The sequence below is a fragment of the Acinetobacter sp. YH16040_T genome (genome assembly GCF_024605785.1).
Lineage (GTDB): Bacteria > Pseudomonadota > Gammaproteobacteria > Pseudomonadales > Moraxellaceae > Acinetobacter > Acinetobacter amyesii.
Map to the genome: position 1 here is coordinate 3169019 of NZ_CP094541.1, position 22075 is coordinate 3191093.

Annotated in this window: 23 protein-coding genes; 9 read left to right on the top strand and 14 right to left on the bottom strand. The window is 41.9% G+C overall.

Annotation, left to right across the window (positions count from 1 at the left end; translation table 11 throughout):
- Positions 1-9 precede the first annotated feature (9 nt).
- The 4 genes from MST16_RS15630 to lptF all read right to left on the bottom strand — a co-directional run bounded on the left by MST16_RS15630 (position 10) and on the right by lptF (position 5045).
- Positions 10-1185, bottom strand: coding sequence for a S41 family peptidase (locus tag MST16_RS15630; protein ID WP_180059120.1), 1176 nt, complete (start codon positions 1183-1185; stop codon positions 10-12).
- Positions 1186-1202: 17 nt separating this feature from the next.
- Positions 1203-2750, bottom strand: coding sequence for a 2,3-bisphosphoglycerate-independent phosphoglycerate mutase (gene gpmI, locus MST16_RS15635; RefSeq protein WP_180064891.1), 1548 nt, complete (start codon positions 2748-2750; stop codon positions 1203-1205).
- A gap of 122 nt (positions 2751-2872) precedes the next feature.
- The gene (gene lptG / locus MST16_RS15640; protein ID WP_180039929.1) at positions 2873-3943 is read right to left on the bottom strand and encodes an LPS export ABC transporter permease LptG; all 1071 of its coding nucleotides are present in this window, start codon (positions 3941-3943) and stop codon (positions 2873-2875) included.
- Position 3944: 1 nt separating this feature from the next.
- A complete protein-coding gene (lptF, locus tag MST16_RS15645; RefSeq protein ID WP_180064892.1) occupies positions 3945-5045 on the bottom strand; it encodes an LPS export ABC transporter permease LptF in 1101 nt (366 codons plus the stop codon).
- A 159-nt stretch (positions 5046-5204) separates the two neighbouring features.
- Between lptF and MST16_RS15650 the strand changes: the two genes are divergently transcribed.
- The 4 genes from MST16_RS15650 (at position 5205) to MST16_RS15665 (ending at position 8092) form a co-directional block, all read left to right on the top strand.
- A complete protein-coding gene (locus tag MST16_RS15650) occupies positions 5205-6653 on the top strand; it encodes a leucyl aminopeptidase (RefSeq protein WP_180010689.1) in 1449 nt (482 codons plus the stop codon).
- A complete protein-coding gene (locus tag MST16_RS15655; protein WP_078192594.1) occupies positions 6646-7053 on the top strand; it encodes a DNA polymerase III subunit chi in 408 nt (135 codons plus the stop codon). Before MST16_RS15650 ends, MST16_RS15655 begins: the two co-directional genes overlap by 8 nt.
- A 39-nt stretch (positions 7054-7092) precedes the next feature.
- A complete protein-coding gene (locus MST16_RS15660; RefSeq protein ID WP_180092175.1) occupies positions 7093-7731 on the top strand; it encodes a hypothetical protein in 639 nt (212 codons plus the stop codon).
- Positions 7732-7873: 142 nt separating this feature from the next.
- Positions 7874-8092: a hypothetical protein gene (locus MST16_RS15665; RefSeq protein WP_078189459.1), complete on the top strand. Its 219-nt coding sequence runs from the start codon at positions 7874-7876 to the stop codon at positions 8090-8092.
- A 62-nt stretch (positions 8093-8154) separates the two neighbouring features.
- Here the strand turns inward: MST16_RS15665 and MST16_RS15670 are convergent, their stop codons facing one another.
- The 7 genes from MST16_RS15670 to glnK all read right to left on the bottom strand — a co-directional run bounded on the left by MST16_RS15670 (position 8155) and on the right by glnK (position 14338).
- Positions 8155-8700: a VTT domain-containing protein gene (locus MST16_RS15670; protein ID WP_078189460.1), complete on the bottom strand. Its 546-nt coding sequence runs from the start codon at positions 8698-8700 to the stop codon at positions 8155-8157.
- A 112-nt stretch (positions 8701-8812) separates the two neighbouring features.
- The gene (locus MST16_RS15675) at positions 8813-9472 is read right to left on the bottom strand and encodes a riboflavin synthase (protein ID WP_180035947.1); all 660 of its coding nucleotides are present in this window, start codon (positions 9470-9472) and stop codon (positions 8813-8815) included.
- Positions 9473-9505: 33 nt separating this feature from the next.
- Positions 9506-10798, bottom strand: a complete 1293-nt coding sequence (locus tag MST16_RS15680; RefSeq protein ID WP_078189462.1) for a DNA adenine methylase — start codon at positions 10796-10798, stop codon at positions 9506-9508.
- Complete coding sequence (gene ribD / locus MST16_RS15685; protein WP_180092178.1) at positions 10795-11898, bottom strand: bifunctional diaminohydroxyphosphoribosylaminopyrimidine deaminase/5-amino-6-(5-phosphoribosylamino)uracil reductase RibD; 1104 nt, start codon at positions 11896-11898, stop codon at positions 10795-10797. The genes MST16_RS15680 and ribD overlap by 4 nt, the downstream gene beginning before the upstream one ends.
- A 36-nt stretch (positions 11899-11934) precedes the next feature.
- Positions 11935-12393 carry a transcriptional regulator NrdR gene (nrdR, locus tag MST16_RS15690; RefSeq protein WP_067763170.1) on the bottom strand — a complete coding sequence of 153 codons (459 nt, stop codon included), beginning with the start codon at positions 12391-12393 and terminating at the stop codon, positions 11935-11937.
- Positions 12394-12531: 138 nt separating this feature from the next.
- Entirely contained in the window at positions 12532-13938 is a 1407-nt protein-coding gene (locus MST16_RS15695; RefSeq protein WP_180008071.1) for an ammonium transporter, read from the bottom strand.
- A gap of 61 nt (positions 13939-13999) precedes the next feature.
- A complete protein-coding gene (gene glnK, locus MST16_RS15700; RefSeq protein ID WP_067763174.1) occupies positions 14000-14338 on the bottom strand; it encodes a P-II family nitrogen regulator in 339 nt (112 codons plus the stop codon).
- A gap of 278 nt (positions 14339-14616) precedes the next feature.
- Here glnK and MST16_RS15705 point away from each other — a divergent pair, with 278 nt between their 5' ends.
- On the top strand, positions 14617-14844 hold the full coding sequence (locus MST16_RS15705) for an accessory factor UbiK family protein (RefSeq protein ID WP_078189551.1): 228 nt from the start codon (positions 14617-14619) through the stop codon (positions 14842-14844).
- 66 nt (positions 14845-14910) lie between these two features.
- Entirely contained in the window at positions 14911-16401 is a 1491-nt protein-coding gene (locus MST16_RS15710; RefSeq protein WP_168378235.1) for a YifB family Mg chelatase-like AAA ATPase, read from the top strand.
- Between the two features lie 43 nt (positions 16402-16444).
- Here MST16_RS15710 and MST16_RS15715 read toward each other — a convergent pair whose 3' ends face one another.
- Complete coding sequence (locus tag MST16_RS15715; protein WP_180064896.1) at positions 16445-17182, bottom strand: TorF family putative porin; 738 nt, start codon at positions 17180-17182, stop codon at positions 16445-16447.
- 396 nt (positions 17183-17578) lie between these two features.
- Positions 17579-18355: a TorF family putative porin gene (locus MST16_RS15720; protein WP_180064897.1), complete on the bottom strand. Its 777-nt coding sequence runs from the start codon at positions 18353-18355 to the stop codon at positions 17579-17581.
- 223 nt (positions 18356-18578) lie between these two features.
- Between MST16_RS15720 and MST16_RS15725 the strand changes: the two genes are divergently transcribed.
- The 3 genes from MST16_RS15725 to MST16_RS15735 all read left to right on the top strand — a co-directional run bounded on the left by MST16_RS15725 (position 18579) and on the right by MST16_RS15735 (position 21322).
- Positions 18579-18974, top strand: a complete 396-nt coding sequence (locus tag MST16_RS15725) for a transposase family protein (RefSeq protein ID WP_257245633.1) — start codon at positions 18579-18581, stop codon at positions 18972-18974.
- Positions 18922-19392: an IS5/IS1182 family transposase gene (locus MST16_RS15730; protein WP_039254797.1), complete on the top strand. Its 471-nt coding sequence runs from the start codon at positions 18922-18924 to the stop codon at positions 19390-19392. The genes MST16_RS15725 and MST16_RS15730 overlap by 53 nt, the downstream gene beginning before the upstream one ends.
- Positions 19393-19981: 589 nt before the next feature.
- Positions 19982-21322: an OprD family outer membrane porin gene (locus MST16_RS15735; protein WP_180005203.1), complete on the top strand. Its 1341-nt coding sequence runs from the start codon at positions 19982-19984 to the stop codon at positions 21320-21322.
- A 101-nt stretch (positions 21323-21423) separates the two neighbouring features.
- On the opposite strand, the gene ppa is transcribed toward MST16_RS15735, so the two are convergent.
- Positions 21424-21960, bottom strand: a complete 537-nt coding sequence (ppa, locus tag MST16_RS15740; protein ID WP_180065981.1) for an inorganic diphosphatase — start codon at positions 21958-21960, stop codon at positions 21424-21426.
- Positions 21961-22075: the final 115 nt, after the last annotated feature.

Below are 22075 nucleotides of genomic sequence, written 5' to 3' on the forward strand. Positions count from 1 at the left end.
TATTGCTGTTTATTTTTGATTCAGCAATAACTCTGCAACATGATCGACATAGTGATCTTCACGTGCATCATGTTGCAGCGGATAGTTATAGTCTGGCTGCACTCCAATTCCTTCAATCATTTTGCCATTCGGTGTCAGATATTGCGACACAGTCATTTGTAAAGCCGCACCATTACTCAATGGAAATAGTTTTTGAACCACACCTTTACCATAACTTTTCTCACCCGCTACCCATGCACGTTTATGCTCTTTTAATGCTGCGGTAAAGACCTCTGCGGCAGAAGCAGAACGATTGTTGATTAAAATACCAACTTTCATATTTTGAAATTCAAAACTCGGTAAAGCCTGAAACTGTTGGTCACCCTCAGATCGACTTCGAGTCGACACAATAATGCCCTGATTCAAAAATAAATCGGCAGACTCCACTGCTGCGGACAATAACCCACCGGGGTTATTTCTTAAATCAAACAATACAGCTTTGACACGTGAACCGTGACTTTCAATTAAACGCTTAATTTCATTGGCTGTATCTTGTTGAAAAACTTTTACGTGTAAAACTAAAACCTGATTATTTAATAATTTAGATTCTATATCTGTTTCAACTTTAGTGTTTCTGACCAAATTAACCGGTTGACTTGCAGTTATCAACTGTAGATTCAGCGTCGATCCGATACTGCCTGTGAGCAGGTGTCGCACTTGATCTTGATTAAGTTTTTTGAGTTCTTGATCATCAATTTTAAACACCGCCGCGCCATTTTTCAGACCTAGCTTTGCTGAATCGGCATCAGGCTTTAAATTGGTGATGACCCATTGCTGTAAACCTACATCAAAGCGCAAATTGAAATCGACACTCGCAATATCCCCTTCAGTGTATTGCAAAAGCTGCTTATAGTCTTCAGGTGAAAGATATCGTGAATAGCGGTCTAAACCACTGACCATGCCTTTGATGGCTTGTTGGAATAATGCATCGTCATTTTTTTCAACGACATAATTTTCTTTGACAATGCCATAGATTTGAACAAATTGTTGGATCGATTCGACAGGTACTTCGGCATAACTTTGTTCATAGCTGCCATCAAATTCATCGAAAGCCGACTTTGCTTTGTCGGCTCCCCATGTCGAATGACTAGAACACAGCAGCAAGGCTGTAAGGCTTACAACTGACGTCCAGTGTGCTTTAGTCATTCATGCTTCCTTACATTTTAAGCTTCAAGAGTAATCAAGTTACGACCTTGCATTTCTGTTGGTACAGGAATGTGCATAAGCGTTAACATTGTCGGCGCTACGTCAGCCAAAACACCACCTTCTGCAATTGTTGCATTGGTCGGGCCAACATAGATAAACGGCACAAGTTCAGTGGTATGTTGAGTATGCACCTGACCACTTTGGTAATCCTGCATTTGCTCTACGTTACCATGATCGGCGGTCACGAGCATGTGACCTTTATTTGCCATCACAGCTTCATATACACGACCTAAGCACGTGTCTACGGCCTCAACTGCTTTGACTGCTGCATCAAACACACCGGTATGGCCAACCATATCACCATTGGCATAGTTCACCACCAGTAAGTCGTACTCACCTGAATTAATTGCGGCAACCAATTCATCAGTGACTTCATAAGCACTCATTTCTGGTTTTAAATCATAAGTCGCAACATTTGGTGATGGAATCAAAATACGTTTTTCACCCGGATATTCATCTTCACGACCACCACTGAAGAAGAAAGTCACGTGTGCATATTTTTCAGTTTCAGCAATACGCAGTTGTGTTTTACCCAAATTAGACAGGTATTCACCAATCGAGTTATGCAACGCTTCTGGCATATAAGCCACAGGTGCATCAATTGTTGCTTGGTAACGGGTCAACATGACAAATTTTGATAAAGCGGGAACCACTTTACGTTCAAAACCTGCAAAATCTTTTTCAACAAAAGCTTTGGTAATTTCACGCGCACGGTCAGCACGGAAGTTCATAAACACAACGCTATCACCATCTTGGATCGGTGCTAAATCACCAATACGCGTCGCTTTTACAAATTCATCTGATTCTTCAGCAGCATAAGCCTGCTCTAGACCTTCAACAGCAGTCGCTGCTGTACGCACTGCTTCACCTTCAGTTAAAAGACGATAGGCTTGCTCAACACGATCCCAACGGTTGTCACGATCCATTGCAAAGTAGCGACCAATCATGGTGGCAATACGACCTTGACCCGGATACTGAGCAAACAGCGCATCTAATTTTTCAAGCGAAGGTTGTGCGCTTTTTGGTGGCGTATCACGACCATCAAGGAATGCATGAAGATACACTTTTGCACCGCGTTTTAATGCCAATTCAGCCATCGCCACAATGTGATCTTCATGTGAATGCACACCACCTTCAGACAACAAGCCCATGATATGTACAGCACGATTTGCAGCTTTGGCTTTTTCAACCGCATCGACTAAAACGTCATGTTCAAAGAACGCACCGGTACGAATATCTTTGGTAATACGAGTAAAGTCTTGATACAGCACACGTCCTGCACCAAGGTTCATGTGGCCCACTTCAGAGTTACCCATTTGACCATCAGGTAAACCAACGTCTTCGCCAGAGCCTGAAATCAATCCATGCGGATGCTTTTCCTGCATTGCAGTCAAGTTAGGTCGTTTTGCTGCTAAAAAGGCATTGTCCTCGACCGCTTCGCGATGACCCACACCATCCATAATTACCAATACGTGTGGGATTTTGCCAGCAGTTGCATCCGTCATAATGAACACTCTTTCGTTTATAAATTAATCATACTATCTTACCGAATTTTCGGTGAAGACTCTATGTGACAACCATGGTTTATCTAGGTCATCAACATTGTTTTACTCAATCTTGCATGCACTTAACGTGCGCGATGCAGCAGATAGCCACCCGCTACAAACATCAAAATAATTGGTATAAAGACGAACCATGCAGGCGATGGTGCGTACACCAAACTGGCATAACCCAAGAAATCTTGTAAGTAGTAAAAGCCCAGTCCAGCAAATAAGGCAATCACCAAGCGGAAACCCATCGACTGTTGACGTAAAGGTCCAAAAATAAATGAACAAGCAATCACCACCAAGGCAATTAAAGCAAAGGGCGAACCAAACTTTTGCCAAAATGCCAATTGGTAGGTCTTCGGGACTTGGCTATATTCATGCATATAGCTCATAAAGCTCACCAATTGACTCGGTGATAGGTCTTCAGGGTCAATGGTAACCATATGCACATATTTAGGTTGCAACGCCAATGAAAGCGGCTGTTCAGCATTTTGCTTCGCTACAGCATCACCCGTCGCTAATAGATCCACTTGGGTTGAATTTTGTAGCGACCAAGAGCCATTTTTAACAAAATTCCCTTGCTCCGCATCCAAAGTGCCTCGCAAACGATATTTTTCATCAAAATCAACAACCTGAACATCTTTAATTTGACCTTGCGAATTGGCATAGTCAATATAAATAAAGCGCTGACCTTCACGCGACCAATAGCCTTTGACTTCACCCAACTCAGCCGCAGTGCGGTGACTTTTGACGCTTTTGGCTTGTTCATTGGTATAGGGAATGACCCATTCGCTTAATGCAAAGGATAAAACCACCAAAATGAGTGCCGAACGAATCACCCAGCCCACAATCCGCCAAAGGCTGATGCCGACCGAACGCATGACAATCAATTCACTATTTGAAGCTAGAGTACCTAAACCCAGTACCGCGCCAATCAAGGCTGAAATCGGTAAAATTTCATATAAATAATTCGGTGAACTCCATAACACATACTGCAAAGCATTCCATGCGTTATAGCCTTCTTTCAGCGAGCCCAATTCACCTAAATAAGTAAAAAGCACTTGTAAGCCAGCCAATACCGCGGTCGCACCAAGCATGGCTAAAGCAGTAGTTTTGGTCACATGTTTTGCAACTATACGACGTGCCAACATTTTAAGACCTCACTCGCTGAATTTGTTTCTTAATTTTGGGCGCTAATTTTTGTTTACGCGAGAACAATGCTGCTGCAATGCCGTAAATCACTAAGACCAGTGGATAAGCCCAGATGCCCATTTCATCTTTACTGATCCGCGTTTTGATCGCCATTAAAGCCACGATTAAACTGGCAAAAATAAGTAAGGCGGGGAACAGTTTTAGGTAACGCCCTTGACGAGGACTTACCTCAGACAAAGCGGTGGCAAGCAATAACGCCACCAAAATAGCGAACGGCACAAAAATTCGCCAACCAAGTTCACTGACAACCACAGGATCATGACGGTTATCCCATAACTTCGAGGTTGGCAAAGCTTCTACTTCGGTACTTTCAAATTTTGCTTCTTTATCATTTTCTAAACGTAAACGATAACTTTGGAATTCAGCTTGAGAATAGCGCGGTTGTCCTGGATAGATTTCGTAACGGCGACCTTCAACTAAATCAACGACATTGGCATTATCATTGGGCACTTCGACGCGGGTCGCTTCTTTTGCCAAAATAATGACATCAGGCTTACCCTCCTTTTCTGCACGCTGATAGAAGAAAATATCTTTTAAGTTTTTACGGTCTTCTGACAAGTCGCCTGCATAAATAGTATAGGGCCCAGAGGAAATAAACTCTTTTGGTCGAACCAAGTCAAAGCCTGTTCGTACCGCTTGTGAAGTCGTTAATGCTTCAAACTGGCGGATGCCCCAAGGCGAAGCCCACAGCATCAAAAATGCTTGAACAGCCATAAAGACCACGGTCATTGGCACCAATAAACGTGACAATTGATTTCGACTGACACCACTACCATTGAGTACAGCCATTTCATGATCGACATACAGACGACCAAAGACCAACATCAGACCAATAAAGAAACCGAGCGGAAGAATTAAAGTTAAAAACTCAGGCAAACGGTAGCCAATGATGCTAAATAAAATACTTGCATCTAAACGACCCTGCGCCGCCACACCAAAGTACTTGATCAAACGACCACCCATCATGATCAAGGTCAATAAGGCAATCACAACCAGTGATGTCGACACCACTTGCTTGACCAGATAACGCCGAATAATCAAATTAATTCTTCCAAAAATAGGGCCAATAAAAACTAGCGTTAGTTTACCCGAATGTAGAAAATATAAAACCTATACCCTTGTTGCTCATTGAAACTCTATTCATATAAATGTTTCAATGGTTTAATGGTTTATAAATTTAAAAAGGCATAAATACCGCACATGAAACTTTCTATTAATACGTCATTCCAAGCGAATGCGTCCAGCCAATATTTGTTGATATTAGTAGATTCTGAGCACGTTACAAATGCAGCTACTTCATATCAAATCAATGATTTAGATAATTTAATTGAAGCAACTCAATTTAAAGCAGCACTCAATGAAAGCCTGCCTTTGGTGGCGAACATTGCCGCTTGTCGCAATAGCGCTCTTTTAGGCCTCGGCAAAGTTGCTGAATTACAGGTCAATAAATTTGCAAAAATTGCACAAACCATTATTAAAGCGTCACAAAAAAAATTCAAACAGATCAGTGTCGATATCTCTGCCCTACCACAAGAACAACATTATTTATTTGCACTTAGCCTGACGCAAGCGGCTTATGCATTTGATGAATACAAGTCTAAGAAAAATGAATTTGTTTTGGAGCAGATCCATTTAATCGCTGCTGAAAGTCCATTAACCACTGCACAGCTTGAATTAATTTCTGCAGTGCAATCAGGTCAAAGTTTTACTCGTGACCTAGGTAACCGTCCGGGCAATATCTGCTTCCCTGAATATTTAGCCGAACAAGCTCAAGCGCTTGCAGCTGAATTTCCGGATCAACTCAAAGTGACTGTACTCGATGAACAGCAAATGGCTGATCTCGGTATGGGTGCTTTCCTTGCTGTGAGTAAAGGTTCTGACCGTCCAGGCCGTATTATTACCATCGAATACCTTTCAAATCGTGAAGAAGCCCCTGTAGTGCTTGTTGGTAAAGGCGTGACTTTTGATACGGGTGGTATCTCACTTAAACCAGGTGCGGGCATGGACGAAATGAAATTCGACATGTGCGGTTCTGCATCAGTTTTGGGTACCATCCGTGCGTTGTGTGAAGCGAAATTACCGATTCATGTGGTCGGCGCAATTGCTGCTGCAGAAAACATGCCGTCTGGTCATGCCACTCGCCCGGGCGACATCGTGACCACCATGAGCGGTCAAACCGTTGAAATTTTAAATACCGATGCCGAAGGTCGTTTGGTGCTGTGCGATACCTTGACCTATGTAAAACGCTTTAATCCTGCACTGGTGATTGATATTGCAACCCTCACTGGTGCATGTGTTGTGGCATTAGGTTCAGTCCTTACCGGTATGTTCACTCCGGATGATGAACTGGCGGCTGAATTGACTGCTGCGGGTCAACATAGCTTTGACCGCGTATGGCGCATGCCAGTGATTGAAGATTATCAAGAACAACTTGATTCTCCATTTGCAGATATTGCCAACATTGGTGGTCCAAAAGCAGGTTCTGTGACCGCTGCATGTTTCCTTCAACGCTTTACGCGTGAATACCGTTGGGCGCATTTAGACATTGCTGGGACTGCATGGAACTCAGGTGCAAATAAAGGCGCAACAGGTCGTCCTGTACCATTATTAATGCAATTCTTAGCGAATCGTGCTCAATCGAATGGCTAAAGTTAGCTTTTATTTATTTGAAAAAAGTCCTGAACGACAAGTCGAAAGCACTTGTCGTTTATGCCGTAAGATCCTGCGTCAGCCTGTACGTATTTGGCTACATTGTGCTGACCCAGACTTACAGCAACAACTTGATGAACGCCTGTGGAGTTTCGATCACACAGGTTTCATTCCCCATGGTATCGATCAACCCGAGGCAACGGTCTGTATTTCTGCCCAATTGCCTGAGCAAGCCGACTGGATTGTGTTTAATTTTAACGATCAAGCACTTGAACAGTTCGCAAGTTTTAGTCACATTATCGAAATTATTGAAAATAACGAACCCGCTAAAATTATCGGGCGTGAAAAATATAAACAATATCGACGTTTGGGCGTTCAACCACAGACCCATAAACTTTAACGTGATATTGGTTTTACCCTATTTGCAAGGAGATGCACCATGGCATTGAATGTCGGTCCAGACTTTAAACAGCGCTGGTTAAAAGTACCTGAAGCTATTCGTCAGACCTTTATTGATGACCTTGGTCGCGTTTGCGATGTCCTCAATCCCAGTACAGACATTCAACAATGGCTAGTCAATGACCAACAGCAACAGCAAGTGTCTTTTGACAAAATTGAGTCTGCCTATGCAGATTTAAAAGCACAGTTGATAGAAGATGCTCGTATTCGCAAACAATTGGCTTTAGAAAAAGCCTTAGAAGAAAAACGTGAAGCTGAACAAGCCTATGCAGAACAACTGAGACGCGACGAAGAGTTACGCTTTGCTGCACAAACGCAAGCGCTCACCATGATGCAGCATAATCTTGATCGTGAAGTACAATACTATGCCGCTCGCTATCATAAAAACCCTGAAACGGGTTTAGCGGGATTAAGTCAAAGCTTATCGGTGAGCGAAGGACAGATGTTGTCAGAACTCGAAAGTGTACGCGTGCGTTTGGAACTTGAAGCAGAAACGCAAATCGAAATGGCCGTCAGTGATTTCCGTGCAAAATTGAAAGCAGCCGCACAAGAAGAAATTGATTATATCTTAGAAAACTCTAATTTTTCGACAGAATCTACATCGTCCCAAGCATCTTAAGCCGTGCATCGAAATCTGGTCACTGTCATTAAACTGACATGTATTTGCAACATGATGTTCATATGACTGAAGCATTGTCCCTCAAAATACAATGCTTCAGGCATCCTAAAAATATAATCATGCATCCAGATGGGAATTCAATATGGACATCATTCACCAGATTACCCAGAAAATATCCTCTCTATCTGCTGGAGAACAATGGGACATTCGTGCCAAAGATCTTTGGCTGAGTCATTCAGACTTTCACAGTATTTCGGTTTATCTCAGCCGTGAATCAGAAAAAGGTGGTTTTAGCATTCAGCAACTGCCCCACAGCTCGATTTTTCAAACCCTTGATGTAGTGACCGTTACAAAACACTAAGTGGCCATCGACTCCATAAAAAAAGCCCACAACAGTGGGCTTTTTTTATGTTTAAGTTTGGCTTAGACCAAATCTGCAACTGCAGAAACGGTATGTCCTAGGAAATAACCGATACCGAGTAATAATCCAATCCAGATAAAACCACCTAGCACATTATAAAACATAAATGTGCCAAGACTCATGCGTGCAGATCCAGCAGCAAAAGGCGCAAAAGAACGCACAAAGGGTACAAAGCGTGCGACTAAAATCGTTTTACCGCCATGCTTCATAAAATATTTATTGGTTTTGACCATATATTCGGGCTTAAAGTAACGTGTGTGCTTATTAAAGTACTTAATGCCTAACACGCTGCCCGTATAGTAATTGACGCAGTAGCCCAAGACCGATGCGACAAATAACATCAGCCCCATGGTGTGTAAATGCACCACTTCCGTCGTTGAGCATAATGCGCCAATGGCAAGCAACAGGCTGTCTCCCGGCAGGAAGAACATAAATACTGAACCCGTTTCTGAAAATATCACCAGAAATAAAATGGCATAAATCCACACACCATAATTTTCCAATAACATGGGTAACCACTGTTCCAGATTCAGTAAGAAATCAATCATTATCACCTGTCTGATTATTCATCATATATGTCATTCCGCGACGCATTATCACCAAAAATAAAAAAACAGTCTAATTTTTCAATCAGACTGTTTGGTTTTCTTCGGTATCAACTTATTTCAAGAAGCCATTTTCAGCGAGAAAATCTAAGCTAATTTTAGATTGCGCTGTGGTCTCAGCGGCTTTATCTCCGAGCAATAAACGCTCAATATAACGTGCTAAAACATCCACTTCCAAGTTCACTTTAGCCCCAGCTTTCCACGTACCGATATTGGTTCGTTCAGCCGTGTGCGGAATTAAATTTAAGCTCAGCACATTGCCACGTAAATGGTTAATCGTCAGGCTAATACCATCCACGGTCACAGAGCCTTTTTCTGCTAAATAGCGTGCAATTTCTTTCGGTGCGGTCACTTCAAAATAAATTGAACGTGCATCTGAACGAACTTGAGTGATTTCACCCACTGCATCGACATGACCACTGACAATATGTCCACCAAAACGCGTGGTCGGCAACATGGCTTTTTCCACATTTACTACCTGCCCTGCTTTCCAGTGTTCCAAGGTGGTCCGATTTAAACTTTCACGTGATACATCAGCTGCATACCAATTGCTGCCAAAGTCAATCACGGTTAAGCAAATGCCATTGGTGGCAATAGAATCTCCCAAATGCACATCCGACATGTCTAAATCTGTCTGGATACGCAAGCGGACATCGCCACCCACGTTTTGAATGCTTTCAACTTTACCTAGACTTTCAATAATGCCTGTAAACATGTTCAATCCCTGAAAAATATGGGGCGATGATTTTTACCACAAATCAAGTTGCGTACTCACACCAGAGGTATCGACACCACCTAATTCTGCAAAATGGTGCAATTGACTCAACAACTGACGGATCGGTGGACCTGATTTGGCATGCGTATCCGTGATGACAATAAACTCTAGTACGCGCGCACGTTCAGACTGACGCTGCTTGCTCACACGGTAACGTGGCACATCTTGCGTCAATAAGCTTACTCGACCACGTTTTAAATTGGCTTGTAACAAATCTGTGGCGCTGATATTACCATCGGTTGAATAGCTCGTCAGGATGTAACGTGCATTGATGGTTTCTAATAATTTTTCATAAGCTTCTTTCGCATGCTTCGAAGAATTATATGGACTTGGACGCTCTTTTCGCCATGCACGATCGATTCCGCTCTTAAAACCCTTGGTGTCTGGTGTTGGTAAATCCACCTGATCCCATAACGTTAAGGCATTCAACACATGGTAGTTACTGCTATAAGCATGTTGGTTATATGGTGGATCGAGATAAGCCACATCTACTTCAAAGCCGCTCATTTGATTGGCCAAATGCTGTGCGTCGACACACCACATTTCAGCAGCGGGTTTTTTCGGATCACCAATTTCACAAAAACGACTTGGGGTCAGCCATAACAATGAACCGATACGATCTAAGGCTGCTTGGGTTTTACCACCCCAACCATGATGAAAGCTTTTAAATACACCGCTGGTATTGCTGACAAAACTTGCTGAATACAATAACGGTGCCAACAAAGCACTCATTTCCACATCATCAATCGCGCCTTGAGCCTGCCAAGTTGCAATTTGCTGACGAATCGCATCGATACGCATACCATTACGACGTTTAAAGAATAAACGGTCACGTGCCGGATCGTAGATTTCATCATTACGTGGACACAAGTTATGGGTCACCCAACCTTTAACTTCTGGCAAACGGTTCAGATAATCAATCGCTTTCTGATAGCCACCCAACTCTTTAAAAGCAGGTGCTTCAACGCAAGAGAGAATCGCGCTGTTCAAGGCATGGCTGTAGGGTTCCCAGTCATTGGCAATAACACGATAGCCGTTTTGACGAGCCAACCGTGATACCACACCCGAACCTGCAAAAAAGTCTGCAAATATCGGCGCACGACCATCTTCGCGTTTTAAGGTTCCCGTTTGCTCAAGTGCTTCTAAAATCAGATGTAATAGGCGGCGTTTGTTTCCCAAATAAGGAACCAACTGATGGAAAAGATATTCGTCTGTGGTACGAGCCGCATGACGACGTTTGTGATAAACCGTAGACTCTGAATTCATAGCGTCTCTTGAGAAGGGATTAACCTTAAGCGGATGTCATCACCCAATTGAGTGACATCTTTCAGCTTAAATCGAAGCTGCTCTGCCATGCGGTCAAATTCCGCATTAAACATCGCACGTGCTGACTGACCCAACAAGGTCGGTGCAACATAACTGATCATTTCATCGATCAAATGTTCTTGTAAGAAAGCGGTCGAAAGTGTCGCACCAGCTTCCACAAGTACATCATAAATTTGAAACTGTTGAACGCATGCTGCTAACAGATCGGCCAAAGGCTGAATTTCAAATTGTACCACGCCCAAGTCAGCAAGTTCCTGACGATATGGCCCCATGACCATCACGGTTTCAGGTTGCTGCAATATTTTTGCGCTTAATGGCAAGCGGCCTTGACGATCTAGCACGATACGTTTCGGCTGAACCACGTTACGCATGTCAACAGCGTCATCGAGCTGACGTACGTTGAGTAAGCAATCATCGGCTAATACTGTTTCAATCCCAGTAATCACAGCACCTGATATCGCACGCCAATGCTGTACATCTTGTCGCGCCATTGCACCCGTAATCCACTTAGACTCACCTGAAGCCATGGCTGTTCGCCCATCAAGGCTCGATGCGACTTTGAGGCGGACATAAGGCATGCCCCTCGCCATGGCTTTTAAAAAGCCCGAGTTCAATTGATGCGCTTCTGCTTCACAAATACCCGTAATGACTTCAATGCCAGCATCACGTAGGATTTGTACACCTTTACCCGCAACCAATGGATTCGGATCGGGACATGCCACAACGACTTGAGCAACGCCTGCTTCTACCAAGCCTTTGGCACAAGGTGGCGTACGTCCATAGTGTGCGCAAGGCTCCAAAGTCACATAAGCAGTTGCGCCACGAGCGGCCTCACCTGCATCACGCATTGCAAAGACTTCTGCATGCGGCTGACCCGCTTTGGGATGAAAGCCTTCACCAACCAATTGACCATCTTTGACAATCACACAGCCCACATTGGGATTGGGACGAGTGCTGTATTGCCCCTGCTGTGCCAATGCAATTGCACGCCGCATCCACTGTTGATGCTGCTGCAAAGTCACTTGATCTAACTCAGACATGTAATCACTCATCATAAAAATGGAAGCAGATGTGCATTAGTGCTCACGCTGCTGCATTTGTTCAATTTGACGACGAAAAGCTTCTACATCTTGGAAGTCTTGATACACAGAAGCAAAACGTACATAAGCCACATGATCTAAAGCGAACAATGACTGCATGACAATTTCACCAATGGTGCGTGATTTCACGTCACGTTCACCCAAACGGCGAATTTGCAATTGAATATCACTGAGTACCGTTTCAATTTGCTCTTGCGTTACTGGACGCTTTTGCAAGGCATGCATGAGCGAGCGGCGGAGCTTGGCTTCATCAAAAGGTTCACTCTTTGAATCAGACTTGATGACACGCGGCATCACCACTTCATAGCTTTCAAAAGTTGTAAAACGTTCACCGCAACTAATACATTCACGGCGGCGGCGTATCTGACAGCCTTCAGCAGCAAGACGTGAGTCAATCACTTTACTGTCTTCAGCGTTGCAAAATGGACAATGCATAGCGGTTAAATTGAACAAATCCGAATGGATTTAGAGTGTAGCAAAAATTTTGAAATTTGTAGAGCTTTACGCTAGATATGGAAAAAAAACAGCCCTTTCGGGCTGTTTTACACAATATATTGATTTACTGTGATCTTATTATTCTACACGTTCACCATGTTGACTTAAGTCTAGACCCATACGTTCGTCATCAGCTTCAACACGGATGCCAATCACTAGATCAATCACTTTCAAGATAATGAATGTCATCACTGCTGAGTAAGCGATGGTCGCTAGTACACCTTCGACTTGAACCCATAATTGATGCATTAAGTTACTCGGTGCATTGTCACCCATGATGAATTCGCTGGCAAAGAATGCTGTAAGGATCGCACCCACGATACCACCGACACCATGTAGACCAAACGCATCCAAAGAGTCATCCGCTTTCAACGCACGTTTCAGCGCAGTAATCCCCCAGAAGCAAACCACACCACCGATCAGACCCATCGCTAAAGCACCACCAACTGTTACGAAACCTGCCGCAGGTGTAATCACCACAAGACCTGCTACTGCACCAGAAGCACCACCCAAAACAGACGCTTTACCACGAACCACTTTTTCAGTAATTAACCATGCCACTGCTGCTGCCGCTGCTGCAACTTGTGTTACCACCAATGCATAACCAGCCGAACCATTTGCACCCAGTGCAGAACCACCGTTGAAACCAAACCAACCTACCCATACAAGGCTTGCACCGATGACGGTTAAAGTTAGGTTATGTGGCGCCATAGATTCACGGCCAAGCCCCATACGTTTACCAAGCATGTACGCTGCAACGAGACCCGCAACACCCGAGTTGATGTGAACTACTGTACCACCCGCAAAATCAAGCGCACCGTCGTTACCTAACCAACCACCGCCCCATACCCAGTGAGTAATTGGTGCATAAACCACGACACTCCAAATTGCGATGAACGCAACAAAAGCACCGAATTTCATACGTTCTGCAATCGAACCACTAATAATGGCAACGGTAATAATGGCAAATGTCATTTGGAAAATAACAAAAAGAATCTCTGGAATCGTACCCGTCAACGCTTCTGTAGTGATACCCGACAACATAAATTTGTCTAAGCTACCGATAAAGGCATTGCCTTCACCAAATGCTAAGGTATAACCCACAATCACCCACGTTAAACTCACGACACCCGCAGCAACAAAACTGTGTGCCATGGTGCTGAGTACATTTTTCTTACGGACCATACCGCCGTAAAACAATGCTAAACCGGGAATTGTCATAAGTAGAACAAGTGCAGTGGATACTAAAATCCATGCTGTATCACCTGTATCGAGCTTAGGTTCTTCTTCTGTAGGTGCTGGTTCTGCAGGTGCTGGCGCTGCTTCAACTGGAACTGCAGCTTCTGTTGTATTTAGCGTTGTTGTATTTGCAGTATCAACTACTGTGACTTCTTCTGTAGGTGCTGTTGCGCTTTCTTCAGCCCACGCAACAGAACCACCTAAAAGTGCACTGGACAAGCCGAGTGCAATTAGCATTTTTTTCATTCGTATCCCCCGACCTGATTTTCTGAGTTATTAGCTACTCAGCAAACTTCATGCCAATTTTTTAAACGGCATCTGCACCTGTTTCACCAGTACGGATACGGATGACTTGTTCCAGATTGCTTACAAAAATTTTACCGTCGCCAATTTTTCCTGTGCTTGCAACACGAGTAATTGATTCAATTACGGTATCGACCATTTCATCACTGATTGCGATTTCGATTTTTACTTTTGGTAAGAAATCAACCACATATTCAGCACCACGATAAAGTTCAGTGTGACCTTTCTGGCGACCGAAGCCTTTAACTTCAGTGACAGTGATCCCTTGAACACCATTTTCAGAGAGTGCTTCACGCACGTCATCTAATTTAAAAGGTTTTACAATTGCAGTTACGAGCTTCATGTTTTGTTTTCCTTCGGCTTATTTCACCTGTAAGGTTTTATGTTCAATTTTCATGCCAATATGACTACAGTCGGGGGAAAATAGTCAGCCCAGCATGAGATTTCTTTATAACCTATTTTATACGGATAATCTTGCGTATGCTTATAAAAATAGACGTTTTTACTAGAAGAATTACGATTTTACTGATCGATTAAACGCATATTTAAATAAAAGCACTATGGTCATGAATGTGGCGATGTTAAACTGCTGCCACCAATTCACTGAGGATGGTCAAAACAATGATTGAAACCTTATTACAAGCGATATTAGAACAAATCGATCAGCCGAAAAAAGACGTCGAACATAATCTTCGCAGCTTACTCAATGAAGCTGTGAGCAAAATGGATCTCGTGTCGAAAGAAGAAATCGAACGCCAACGTACTGCACTGAATAATGCCAATTTACGTTTAAATGAATTGTTGAAACACGTCGAAGAACTCGAACAAAAAATTCAGAACAAAAAATAAGCACCTTTTTAGTGCAACAAAAGACGCATAACGATTAAAAATAATGCACCATAACGGAACAATAATATGTCTTTTGCCAAAATCTATACTCGGGGTTTGCTCGGCTTAAATGCACCCCAAATTGAAGTTGAAGTTCATGTCAGCCAAGGCCTACCGTCATTGACCATTGTGGGCCTACCTGAGGCCGCCGTCCGTGAAAGTAAAGACCGTGTCCGCTCTGCGATTATTAATAGCGGCTTTCAGTTTCCGACCAAACGTCTGACCATTAATCTAGCACCCGCAGATTTACCCAAAGATGGTTCACGTTTAGATCTCGCCATTGCTTTAGGGATTCTGATCGCGTCGGGACAACTTCCTGAAAATGCAGCAGATGGTTTTGAATTTATTGGAGAATTGGCACTTGATGGTTATTTACGACCTGTCAGTGGCATCTTAAGTATAGCCATTGCCTGTCAGCATATCGGGCATCATCTGATTCTACCGGCACTCAATGCCGATGAAGCGGCGCAACTGCCGGAGTTCCAAGTCTTTCCTGCTCAGCATCTTAAGGATGTATGTGAACATTTGAGTCGTTCAGCCTTAATCAGCAGCCACCCCTCGACATCGTCAGCCAATCAACACAGTTACCCTTTTGATTTATCTGATGTGAAAGGTCAACTGAGACCACGTCGTGCTTTAGAAATTGCGGCGGCTGGCGGTCATTCCCTGCTATTTCGTGGCCCTCCAGGCACAGGTAAAACTCTACTCGCCTCGCGTTTAGCCAGCATTCTTCCGCCCTTAGATATGCAAGAAAATTTGCAAGTCGCGAGTATTTATTCCATTGCAGGTGCAAATCATCATTTTGGGCAGCGTCCATTTCGTGCGCCGCACCATACGGCATCTGCGATTGCCCTCGTCGGTGGAGGATCAAATCCTAAACCGGGTGAAATCACCTTGGCACATTTAGGGGTTTTATTTTTAGATGAGCTGCCTGAATTTGATCGAAAGGTGTTGGAGGTATTACGGCAACCACTCGAATCCAAAGAAATTGTGATTTCACGGGCTTCTCGTCAAATCACTTTCCCTGCAAATTTTCAATTGATCGCAGCAATGAATCCTTGCCCTTGTGGCTATGCCTTTAACCAAGACAGCCGCTGTCAATGTAGTGCTGAAAGTATTAAACGCTATCAAAACCGTATTTCAGGTCCATTATTAGATCGTATTGATTTACATATAGATGTCCCGCCACTGGCAGCGCATGAATTACAAAGTTCGCAAGAGGTTGAAAGCTCAAGTACGGTTAGGCATCGTGTCATTCGTGCCTATGAGTTACAAATAGATCGCCAGCAAAAATCCAATATGGCACTGACGCCGACGCAATTGGAACAACAAGCAGTTTTGGATGCTACTGCACAGAATATTTTACAGTTAGCCCAGCAGAGAATGAATTTATCTGCGCGTGCCTATCATCGGGTGTTACGTGTTGCCAGAACCATTGCCGACTTGGCTCAAAGTGAACACATTCAAGCTCAACACGTTTCTGAAGCACTGTCCTATCGAAGCCAACTCAATGCTTAAAAAAATGGCGACCTAAGGTCGCCATTTTTAATGCTCTTTAAAATTAGAATTCGTATTTCAAACCAAATACGACTTTATTCTTTTGTTTTTCATCCGCACGGTCATAACCACCAACTGTGTAATTCATGCTTGCGGTAACACCTGTATCTGCTAAAGGCTTGCTTAGACCAATATCAAAGTGACGGAAACCAAAGCTTTCTGTTGTTCCTAAATCTTCTTCAAAATCACCTGAATCTTGATATGCATATAAACCAAGCGCGGTATCTAGACTGAAGTCTTTAGGAAGTGCATAGCTATATGATGCTTTGATATAAGTATCACCTGCATTACCCCATGAAACATCTTCAAGCAAAGTTTGCGCTGTTAAGCCAAAATCTTTATAGCTTAGCCCAAGCATTGTTTCTAAACCGTTTGCATCACTTGTATCAATATCATAGTAATAGTAGTAAGTTAGACCTGCTGTGTAACCAAGATCATCATTAATTGAACCGTTATAGCCCGCATAAAAATCATTTTCAAAACCATTCGGTAGGTCATCACCATAGTTTAATGTTGAACCCCACCAACCTGCATAGAAGCCTGATGCATGGCTATAATCCAAACCACCTTGGATTGTCGCATCTTTATTTTCAGGCACATTGGTAATACCACGTAAATTATAGCTAGACAGTACGCCGATATTTCCAGATACAGAATGCTCAGAAGCAGGTGCTTCAGCAAAAGTAAACGTCGATGCTGCTCCTAGTACAGCGATTGATAAAGCTTTAAGTACAAATTTCATGGTTTGTTCCCCCACATCGTGCGACGACGTATTTTTTGGTTATTTCGTTGAACTCAATGAGGTATTAGCAAGCGCTGTGCCATGTTTAAAAATAAGCGCATATTTTTTTTATAAAAGTCACCATTTTGGTTTATGAAAAACCAATATATTACTGTTTTTATTTATTATTTTTTAATTATCCTATTTGGCCTTTTTTCTCTTTAATTTATTTTAGAATGCAGATTTTCATCTATTTAGATTATTTAAATCTTCGGGTTGATAGATGTAACAGGACTTTAAAAATGCGCTTTTTTGAGTATATTTTTTCAACACCGATCTCAAAAATGCATAAAAAAAGTGCACAATCACCATTATGCACTTTCAAGAATATGACTGAATACGATCAACTCGTTAATGTTAGAAAGAATAGGTCAATCCAACCACAACGTTATCGTCTAATTGCTCGCCTTCTCGATCTTTACCGCCCCATACATAGTCAGCAGCAATTTCAAATCCAGTATCTGCAATCGGTTTACTTAAGCCCAAACGTGCTTCAGTGAATACTACATCTTCTGTGGTTGTTAATAGGCTGTCATCGTGACTGTCATTAAAAACAGAAACGCCGAGCGATGAATTTAATGAAACATCATACGGTAATGCATAGCTATAAGTAGCGTTCAGATATACATCGCCTGCGTTGCCATAATTAACATCAGACAACAATACAGCCATGCTTGCAGTTAAATCTTTATAACTTATGTCCTGAATAAATTCGACGCCTGTCGTGCGACGCTTTTCAGATCGGTCGTCGTTATAAACAGAACCTCCACCTTGATAGACATAAGCCATCACTTGTGACTTATAGCTCCAATCTTCATTCAGTTCACGTCCATATCCGACATAGAAATCATGTTCAAAACCATGCGACTGACTGTCGTCCGTAGGATCATAGTTGAGTGTAGAACCCCAATAGCCCGCGAACAGCCCACTGTTGTGTGCATATTCAAGTCCAGCTTGTAATGCCGCTTGATCATTTTCTTCACTCGCACGGTACACATATTTGTTTACCACGCCCAAACTTCCAGACCAATTCCCTTGTGCAGTTGTGGCTTGTTCAGTTTGTTCTGCAAATGCAGGGACTGTGCCTAGGGTCACTAAAATACTTAAAATTGCTTTTTTATAAAATTGAATCATGTTTAGTCCCCACATCGGATCGATCGTGGATTGGGTTGAGTAAAATTTAGCGCCGATTTTAATCGATTTTACCGCCCTGTATAGCCCCTTTTTTCTTATTTTGATAAATTAAATCATTTAAAAACAAAGCTAAGATTAGATCTCTTTCATAAATCAAAAAACGATCTTATTTTTGGTTAATATTTGCACTCCGGATTTCTTAGCATTCGTGCATAATCTGCGGATGAAATACATCGATTCAAACAAGCTTTCTGATCCTCAGTTCAAGCGATACACAGGCATCTCATGGTCAACTTTCTATTTGATGGTTGAGCAATTGAAGAAACATGTCCCTGCCAAAGGCAGACCGCCCAAGTTAAGCCTGGAAGACCAGGTTCTGCTCTGTCTAAGCTATTGGCGGGAATACCGAACCTTATTTCACGTTGCGACGAGCTACGGGGTTTCAGAGCCCACAGCCTCAAGAATTGTCCATCATGTTGAAGACTGCCTGATTCGGTCCAATCTCTTTAATTTACCCAAAGATTTACCCGAGGGCGAAGGCATCGATTGGAATGTTGTGATCGTGGATGCCACAGAAATTCCAATCCAAAGGCCTAAAAAAACAGAAGAAAAGCTATAGCGGCAAGAAAAAGACCCACACTTTCAAAGTACAGGCCATCATTCATTATCAAACTCAAAAAATCCTGAGTTTATGTACGAGTCGTGGTGCCGTACATGATTTCGAACTCTTCAAACGTAACTTGAATCAGATTCCTGCAGGTGCATTTATCCTTGCGGATAAGGGTTATCAGGGAATTTATACAGTGTATCCAAATAGCTTGTTGCCATTAAAAGCAAAGAAGCGCTGTAAACTGGATTCCGAACTAAAAATCTATAATCAGGAAATCAATAAAAGAAGAATTGGAATTGAGCATGTATTTGGCAGTTTGAAAACCTTCAAAATTCTTGCTGAGCGATATCGCAATCGAGGCAAAAGACTAGCATTGAGATTCAATCTAATTGCTGGAATTTATAACTTAGAGCTGAGTGAAAAATGACTTATGAAAGAAATCTATTATATAAAATAGTAAAAAATAAGCTTTTGATTCATAAAATATCTTTTATCGTGTTCAAGTCTTTAACAACAATTTAATGCATTCATTTATATATATTTATCACGATTAATATCATCTTTTTATTGAAATGTATTTTTAAGGAAAACATTTCTGACGACTTCGCTAAAAGTCATTCTCTATTTACAAAATACACCCCAACGGTGCTTACTGTGCCTGAACAGTGATGCCATGCACCTCAATCATTGTTATACTTTTTGATCAAAATACCAATTTAAATTCAGCACAAATTGTCGCGAAGAGTAATGAAAAATCAGCAAGTTAAATGAAATTTTTTATATTTTTTTATGATAAGCAATGAATAAACTTCTCTTTAGCTTAATATATATTCAATTTAAATAAACTATTTGTTAAACAACAATAACATACGAAACATTTGCTTATTACAGATTGACCGATGATCTGAATGTTTTCTAACTTTAGTGTAATAAGCGCATTAAAAATAGTGATTTTTTTAAGAAAAAATATACAATCGCACTACATATTAACCAAATTTGCATGAGGCTCTCTCCCAATGCTTAAAGCTCAACAACTAACACTTGCAGTATTAGTAAACGCTGCTCTTATTTCTACTGCTTTTGCTAGCGAACAAAGCGAATCTAAAGGCTTTGTGGAAGATGCCGAAGGCTCTGTATTGTTCCGTACAGGTTATTTACATCGTGACAAAACAAATTATATCGAAAATGGTACCGGTGCAGAAAAACGTGTAACTGACACAAGCTCAACTGCTCAGTCTGCGATCGTAAAACTTGAATCTGGTTTTACTCAAGGTGTGGTTGGTTTTGGTGTAAACATTACTGGTGATGCTTCATTCAAATTAGGCAGTAATAATAATGCTGGCAATGGCATGATTCCTCGTGAAACTGGAATCAATGATAAAGGTGAATTACAAAAAGGCATCGGTGATACCTATGATCATTGGGCACGTGGTGGTGCCAGTGTAAAAGCACGTATATCAAATACAACTGTTGAATACGGCACCCAAGTTCTTGATATTCCAGTGCTTGCATCGAATACTGCACGTATGGTGCCTGAATATTTCACAGGTGTTTTAGCAACTAGCCATGAAATTGAAAACTTAGAAGTGATTGCTGGTAAATTCACTAAAAACCAATATTCAGACCAAATTAACTCTGATGGTCGTCATTTAGATAATGCGATCGTTTGGGGCGCAAAATACAAATTTAATGACCAACTCAATGCATCTTATTATGGCTTAGACAGTGAAGATGCTCTCGAACGTCACTACATCAATGCAAATTACACATTACCATTGGCTGAAAAGCGTTCTTTAACTTTAGATTTTAATGGTTATCACACTGAATGGGATAAAGAAGCAGGTACTTATTCAACATCTCCAAATGTAGACCCTGCTGACCGAAGCAATAACATTTGGTCGCTTGCTGGTACATTGAACCAAGGTGCTCATTCTGTAATGTTGGCTTACCAACAAAATACGGGCAACACTGGCTATGACTATGGTGAAAATGCTGACGGTGCTCAATCTATTTATGTCGCGAACTCTTATCTATCTGACTTTATCGGTAATCATGAAAAATCGGCACAAGTTCAATATAACTTAAACTTTACTGATTATGGTGTGCCAGGCTTGAACTGGACTTCTGCATTCGTTTATGGCTGGGATATTAAAGTCAACAATTCAGCAAAAGAAGGTCAAGAGCGCGAATTCTTTAACCAAGTGAAATATACTGTTCAATCTGGTTTTGCTAAGGACGCAAGCTTACGTGTACGTCATTCTTACTACCGCGCAAGTGATAACTACCAAGCTGGTAACTATATCGGTGATACAAACGAATGGCGTTTATTCTTAGACATCCCTGTGAAATTATTTTAATTTCGCAGCTACTCTAAGATAGAAAAAAAACCTGCACACTGTGCAGGTTTTTTTTATGAGCATCGATTTCATCTAAAAACGATGCTCAGCTTAAAACAATATTATTTGTTCGCAGTTTTGTAAGCTTCAATTGAGCTAAGTACTTCTTGTTTCGCAACATCAGCACCTTCCCAACCACTTAACTTAACCCATTTACCAGGCTCTAAGTCTTTGTAGTGTTGGAAGAAATGTTCAATTTGATTGATCAATAATGCAGGAAGATCGGTATATTCTTGAACATCTTTATAAAGCGGAGTCAATTTGTCGTGTGGAACAGCAACGAGTTTTGCGTCAACACCACCATCATCTTCCATGTTCAATTTACCAACAGGACGGCAACGAATTACAGAACCTGGCTCTACTGGATGTGGAGTTACCACAAGTACGTCTAGTGGGTCACCATCCAAAGATAATGTATTTGGAACATAACCATAGTTTGCTGGGTAGAACATTGCAGTACCCATGAAACGGTCTACAAATAACGCATCAGAATCTTTATCGATTTCGTATTTGATTGGTGCTGCATTTGCAGGAATTTCAATAATGACATAGATGTCGTTTGGTGCATCTTTACCCGCTGGGATATTGCTGTAGCTCATAGCATCACTCTTTAAACAAAGTTAAATCTTTTAATCCGGCACAATTATAACGGTTTTATCGCTTTTTTTGTGATTTAAGCGATCATGCTGATAATTTAATCATCAAGCAGAACAT